This window comes from Streptomyces sp. (assembly GCF_036566765.1).
Classification (GTDB): Bacteria; Actinomycetota; Actinomycetes; order Streptomycetales; family Streptomycetaceae; genus Streptomyces.
On sequence record NZ_DATCVQ010000634.1, the window covers coordinates 1 to 4931 of the forward strand.

At 68.5% G+C, this 4931-nt stretch carries 10 protein-coding genes and 1 pseudogene; 5 read left to right on the forward strand and 6 right to left on the reverse strand.

Annotation, left to right across the window (positions count from 1 at the left end; all coding sequences use genetic code 11):
- Nucleotides 1-11 precede the first annotated feature (11 nt).
- From VIU94_RS36745 to VIU94_RS36755, 3 genes and pseudogenes are all read left to right on the forward strand, one after another.
- Nucleotides 12-128: pseudogene (locus VIU94_RS36745) on the forward strand (SLOG family protein); the annotation flags it as partial.
- 106 nt (nucleotides 129-234) lie between these two features.
- Nucleotides 235-531, forward strand: coding sequence for a hypothetical protein (locus VIU94_RS36750; RefSeq protein ID WP_331918596.1), 297 nt, complete (start codon nucleotides 235-237; stop codon nucleotides 529-531).
- A gap of 217 nt (nucleotides 532-748) precedes the next feature.
- Entirely contained in the window at nucleotides 749-1378 is a 630-nt protein-coding gene (locus VIU94_RS36755; protein ID WP_331918578.1) for a hypothetical protein, read from the forward strand.
- Between the two features lie 51 nt (nucleotides 1379-1429).
- Here the strand turns inward: VIU94_RS36755 and VIU94_RS36760 are convergent, their stop codons facing one another.
- The 6 genes from VIU94_RS36760 to VIU94_RS36785 all read right to left on the reverse strand — a co-directional run bounded on the left by VIU94_RS36760 (nucleotide 1430) and on the right by VIU94_RS36785 (nucleotide 4138).
- Nucleotides 1430-1831, reverse strand: a complete 402-nt coding sequence (locus tag VIU94_RS36760) for a type II toxin-antitoxin system death-on-curing family toxin (protein WP_331918594.1) — start codon at nucleotides 1829-1831, stop codon at nucleotides 1430-1432.
- A 12-nt stretch (nucleotides 1832-1843) separates the two neighbouring features.
- Nucleotides 1844-2041: a hypothetical protein gene (locus VIU94_RS36765; RefSeq protein WP_331918580.1), complete on the reverse strand. Its 198-nt coding sequence runs from the start codon at nucleotides 2039-2041 to the stop codon at nucleotides 1844-1846.
- A gap of 299 nt (nucleotides 2042-2340) precedes the next feature.
- Nucleotides 2341-2625 (reverse strand): hypothetical protein, encoded by a 285-nt coding sequence (locus VIU94_RS36770; RefSeq protein ID WP_331918582.1) that lies wholly within the window; start codon nucleotides 2623-2625, stop codon nucleotides 2341-2343.
- A 104-nt stretch (nucleotides 2626-2729) separates the two neighbouring features.
- Complete coding sequence (locus tag VIU94_RS36775; RefSeq protein WP_331918584.1) at nucleotides 2730-3137, reverse strand: NUDIX hydrolase; 408 nt, start codon at nucleotides 3135-3137, stop codon at nucleotides 2730-2732.
- The gene (locus VIU94_RS36780) at nucleotides 3134-3769 is read right to left on the reverse strand and encodes an NUDIX hydrolase (RefSeq protein ID WP_331918586.1); all 636 of its coding nucleotides are present in this window, start codon (nucleotides 3767-3769) and stop codon (nucleotides 3134-3136) included. The genes VIU94_RS36775 and VIU94_RS36780 overlap by 4 nt, the downstream gene beginning before the upstream one ends.
- Nucleotides 3770-3901: 132 nt before the next feature.
- Nucleotides 3902-4138 (reverse strand): hypothetical protein, encoded by a 237-nt coding sequence (locus VIU94_RS36785; protein ID WP_331918588.1) that lies wholly within the window; start codon nucleotides 4136-4138, stop codon nucleotides 3902-3904.
- 239 nt (nucleotides 4139-4377) lie between these two features.
- Here VIU94_RS36785 and VIU94_RS36790 point away from each other — a divergent pair, with 239 nt between their 5' ends.
- Entirely contained in the window at nucleotides 4378-4560 is a 183-nt protein-coding gene (locus VIU94_RS36790; RefSeq protein ID WP_331918590.1) for a hypothetical protein, read from the forward strand.
- Entirely contained in the window at nucleotides 4557-4700 is a 144-nt protein-coding gene (locus VIU94_RS36795; protein WP_331918592.1) for a hypothetical protein, read from the forward strand. Before VIU94_RS36790 ends, VIU94_RS36795 begins: the two co-directional genes overlap by 4 nt.
- Nucleotides 4701-4931 lie beyond the last annotated feature (231 nt).

The window sequence follows — 4931 nt, forward strand, 5'->3', positions numbered from 1 at the left end:
ACCGGATCCTCGTGACAGGCAGCAGGGACTGGGCCGACTACGACATGGTCCGCGACAACCTCGCCACCGCCGTCTTCCAGAAGGTGCCCGCCGTCATCGTCCACGGCGCCTGCCCGTCCGGAGCGGACGCCATCGCCGCCGCTGGGCCAAGCGCGTACCCGGCGACCACGGACGAGCCGCAGCCCGGCAGCACATACCCGACCGACCCGTCGTCAACGTCATCCGGAGCCTCTGATGGCCAAGCCCGTCACCACCGAACAGCTACTCAACCTCGCCGACCGAGCCGAACGCGGCCCCCTGTCCGCAGACGAGGCCAGCCGGCTGCGCACCGGCATCACCCAACTCCACGACGACCGGCGATCCCTGCGGTCACGCCTCCGCGTCCAGACCCGCCAACTCCGCCGCGACACCGAAGACCTGACCGGCATCCGCAACCTCGTCGTGCACAGCCAGCGGCGCCGGATCGCCCACATCCCCGTCTGGTCCGTCGTCGCGATCCTCCGCGGTACACGGCCAGAGGAGGCAGCGTGAACCCCAACTCGCCCCCGCCAGAGGGCCTGTGCGCCCGCGAGAGCGCCTGAAACGCCGATCACGGCTCCCAGCCCGCCGAACCCGCTACGAGGCGCTCACAGGCCCCGTAGCGGCCCGCGACCTCAACCGCCGCCCCACACAACAGAACACACCAGGACAAACCGACAGCGCGTCAGCCCTCACCAAGCCCCGCCGCACCGCCAGCAAGGAGACTGCCGTGAACGACATCCCGACCTGCATCCGCTGCGCCTACGACCTCCGCGACGACGAGACCGGGCGGCAGCTTTGCGGCCGCTGTGAAGACCGGGCAGCACAGCAACTGGCCGCCATCCCCGGGCCCCGCGGCCTGTACGCCCAGCTCGCCCACCACCTCCAGCGCGGCGGCAGCTCGGGCGGGCCGACGGTCTCCGGCAGCAAGGCCGCCCCAGCCCCGCTTCGGCTCGACATCCTCAACCTGCAGACAGCCGGCGGGCCCGTCCTCGGCCCCCTCGAAGGCTGGGTCCGCGTCTGGGAGGAAGCCGGCCACGCCGAACTCAACGAAGCCGGCACCCTGCAGCAGCGCGTCGACCACGCCTGCCGCACCCTCCGGTACAACCTCCGCTGGTTCGCCGAACAAGGACCCGCACCCGACGAGTTCGCCCGCGAGCTCGAGGCCATCCATCGAACACTCACCGGCGTCACCGGCGGCCAGAAGCCCCCGCGGCGGATCACCGTCACCTGCCCGTGCGAGCAGCCGCTGCGGATCACGCTCAACGTTCAGGCACTCACCTGCCCCAAGTGCCGGACCGAGTACGGGCACAGCGAAGTACTCCGGCTGCCGCTGGCGAACGGGAGGGCCGCGGCGTAGGCAATGCGAAGGGCCCGCAGCGCGTGGTGCGCTGCGGGCCCTTCTGCGGACCTACGTCAGGTCTGCCGGCGGCTCCGAAGTCACGAACTTTGCGAGCCTTTCGGCGATCACTTCGTTCGTGAGCTGAGACTGCGCCACGGCAAGGACGAAGTCTTCCGCCGCGTCCTCGTCGAGCGGTTCCATCAGGTAGAGCCCGTTCAGCTCCAGGAAGACGATGGAGCACGCCCAGCCGGTTCGCTTGTTGCCATCCACGAGCCCGTGATTGCTGGACAGAGAGTGCAGCAAGGCCGCAGCCTTCTCCAGCAGTGTCGGGTAGGCGTCCACGCCGAAGACTGACCCTTGAGGCCGGCCTATCGCACTCTGGATGAGCCCGTAGTCCCTGACCGCCGCCGTGCTACCCAGCGTGATCTTGGCTATCTCGAGGACATCTTCGACGTCCAGGTACTCGGTGATGAGACCCCTGCCTTACTTGTCAGCGAGGCGCTTGTTCAGACCGGCGGAGATGCGGGCGACACGCAGGGCAGCAGCGCGAACCTTGCGGCGGTGGACCTCTGCCAGGACGGCGTCGTGCGCGAGCGTCTTCAAGCTGATGTCCTCCTTAGTTGCCTGGTCGCGGAGCAGCGTCATTTCCTGCTCGGTGAAGGTCACGTTCAGTGCAGGCATGCTCACCCTCCCTCTGGTACCGGAATAGGTACCAAGGTAACACCTTAGGGATACCCAGGGCCAGAGACTGCAATCCAAGCGTTCTGACCTGCACCTTTACGGCCAAGTGGTCACCCCATCGCCGCCGAGTTCGCACCTACTCCGCTGGCAGTCGCATCGGCAGGTCCGCCGCAAGCCGGCCAGCCACCGCACCCACGGCGTCACATCCAGCATCCACGGAACGACAACCGGCCCGACACCGGCCAGGACGCGACGAAGCCCGCCACCCTTCGGGTGGCGGGCCTTCGCTCTGTCCGCGGCTAGACCGCCGCCTCTTCCACCGACAGCACAGCCGGCAGCGGAGGCAGCGGGACCTGGAGCACTCGACCGAGTAGAGCGCGGGCGATCGAGTCGCGCTCTACCTCCGATCGGCCGGCCGGCATGTGCAGACTGATCCCCGCTGGCGACAGATGCGCCGCACCGAAGAACCCGTCGTCGGCGATCGACGACTCCACGACCCGGGCGCCGACCTCAGCAAGCAGGTGCTCCAGGGGGCGGGTGAGTAAATCTGCGGGAGTGGGCTTGCGGCTCTCGGCTACGCTCATAGAGGAGCCTCCATTCCGGCGAGTAGGGGTGGCCAAGGCGGCGAGCAGCAACTCGCGGTCGAACAGGCCGGGCGGCAGCAACCGCCCGGCCTTTCGCTTGCAGGTCAGCGGGCCAGGACCTCGTCGAGGTGCTCCTGCACCGGTGCGAAGAGACCGTAGGGGACGTACTTGGCGATCTCGCCGTGGGCGACCCAGGCGACCGCGTCCAGCTCGTCGTCGTCCGCGACACGAGCCTCACCCTCGAGGACGTCGCACGCGGTGTACGACATGAGCCGGTGGGTCTTCGGGTGCACGCGCTCACCGAGCAGGCGGATCGCCTTCACCGTGAGGCCGGTCTCCTCGAGCGTCTCCCTGACCGCGGCCTCTTCCGCCGATTCGCCAGCCTCGATCCCACCCGCGGGGAACTGCCACATCAGCTCGCCCTCGGAGATGCGGCGCCGGACCATGAGCACCTTGCCCCCGGCGACGATGATGGCGGCGGAGATGCCGGGCTTGTCGGTGGTCTCGGTCATGCGTCCTCCAGGGCTTTCAGGATGGGCGGGAAGATCCGGTCGGTCGGGATGAAGCGGTTGAGCGAGGAGATCGGTACCCACTGGACGTCCGCGTTCTCGAGAGGGTCCCGGTTCTCGGCCTCGCCGACGAGGAACTCGCACAGGAAGTAGCTGGCCGTGACCCCGGTGACCGGGTGCAGGCGGCTGCCGAGCTCCTGCCGGACCGTGCAGTGCACTCCGGTCTCCGCGTGCGTTTCGCGAGCGGCGACGGCCTCCGCGCTTGCTCCTGGCTTCACGACGCCGGCGGGGAACTGCCATGCGAGCGTGTCGGAGTCGCGGCGGCAGACGAGGAGAACCGTGTCGCCTTTCACGACGACCGCGATGGCCACACGGAGCGCCTGGGCCGACGCCTCGCCGGGAGCGGACTTCGCCAAGAGCTGGAACCGTGACCGCACTGTGCTGCTCGCCCCCTCGTATGCCGTGTCCAATGCCGCCTGCATCTCAGGGTTCGGCTCCTTGTCCGGTGAGCTGTGCCAGTTGGCGACAGTCCGGACGGCGACACCGAGCCGCCCTGCAAACGCTTCGTTCGACATGCGGAGCGCCTTCTGCAATGCGCAAGCGGTCCGGCCGGTCCACACGTCGACGACGTCCACTATGGGGCTCCACCTATGTCTATTTGGGGCTGCTGCACTGCGAGTGCACTGGCAGTGCACTGCCGCTGCATCGGGCGCTCATGGTGACCATGACCTGCAGTGGCTTGACTAGAGGTCATGGAAGGGATGCGTTCACCTGGCGGCGCGGGAGATCTGTTCCGCTCTGGATCCGGTGACACCGAGCAGATTCCCCACTTCGGTCCAAGACCGGTCGTGGTGAAGGCGGTTGGCGATGCCGGCCTTCCGATGCTTCATATCGGCGGCGAAGCGTTCCTCGAGATCCTTGATCGCCTTGTACTGCTCCTGGTCGGGCTGCTCTTCGAGGGCGCCGAGGAGGGCGGCGTAGGCGGTGTCCAGGGTCTCGGTCATGCACCGAGAGTAAGGCGAATTCAGCCCATCGACAAGCAGTGCTTGACGCCAGTTGCTGACCGCCCTACTGTCTTCATCAGCGCCACTTCAAGCACTGCTTGGAGGGGTGTAGCTGTCCACTCCTACCCGGCCCCGCCGGCGGACGGCACACAACAGAAGACGGACCGGAACGCTTGCGACTCCTACATCGCGCACGTCCCGGCCCGCCACACCACCAGGTTCTCTGAGAGGAACCCCTGATGGATGCTGCACAGCCTACTGCGCTCACTCTGCGTACCGTCCCCGCCCCGTCGCGTCGTCTGATCGCGGCCGGCATCCGCCGCGGCTCCGGCCCGCTGTCGGTCGAGTACCCGCAGATGTCCGCCGCCGACAAGGCCGCCCACGCCGCCGCCTCCTACGTCCGCCCGCGGCGGGCATCGTGACCGCCGCCGAAGCCCAGGAAGCCGCGCAGGCCCAGCTGGAGGAGCAGACCCGCCGGGCGCAGGAAGCGGCCCGCGCCGCACAGCAGGCAGCAGAGCAGGCGAAGTACCAGGCCGACTGCCTGGCCGCCGCGCGCCGCTAGCCCCCTAGACCGCCGGGGCCGGTAGTCCATCCCCCGCCAGCCGGCCCCGGCACCCCACCCATCCCGCACCTCTGCCACGAGGAGATTCGCCATGCGCAAGTACATCTACGCCGTCAACGTCCTGCTCGAGCTCCCGGCCCACGGCAAGTACGCGGCTGGTGGCCGCGCCGCCCTCAAGGGCGAGGTCGACTCCGAGCAGCCCTTCACCGAGGAGGGCCTGCGGCACGCCAT

Excerpts from the sequence above, each read along its gene's own strand:
- VIU94_RS36750 (WP_331918596.1), top strand. The coding sequence starts at position 235 with ATGGCCAAGCCCGTCACCACCGAACAGCTACTCAACCTCGCCGACCGA.
- VIU94_RS36765 (WP_331918580.1), bottom strand. The coding sequence starts at position 2,041 with ATGCCTGCACTGAACGTGACCTTCACCGAGCAGGAAATGACGCTGCTC.
- VIU94_RS36770 (WP_331918582.1), bottom strand. The coding sequence starts at position 2,625 with ATGAGCGTAGCCGAGAGCCGCAAGCCCACTCCCGCAGATTTACTCACC.
- VIU94_RS36775 (WP_331918584.1), bottom strand. The coding sequence starts at position 3,137 with ATGACCGAGACCACCGACAAGCCCGGCATCTCCGCCGCCATCATCGTC.
- VIU94_RS36785 (WP_331918588.1), bottom strand. The coding sequence starts at position 4,138 with ATGACCGAGACCCTGGACACCGCCTACGCCGCCCTCCTCGGCGCCCTC.
- VIU94_RS36790 (WP_331918590.1), top strand. The coding sequence starts at position 4,378 with ATGGATGCTGCACAGCCTACTGCGCTCACTCTGCGTACCGTCCCCGCC.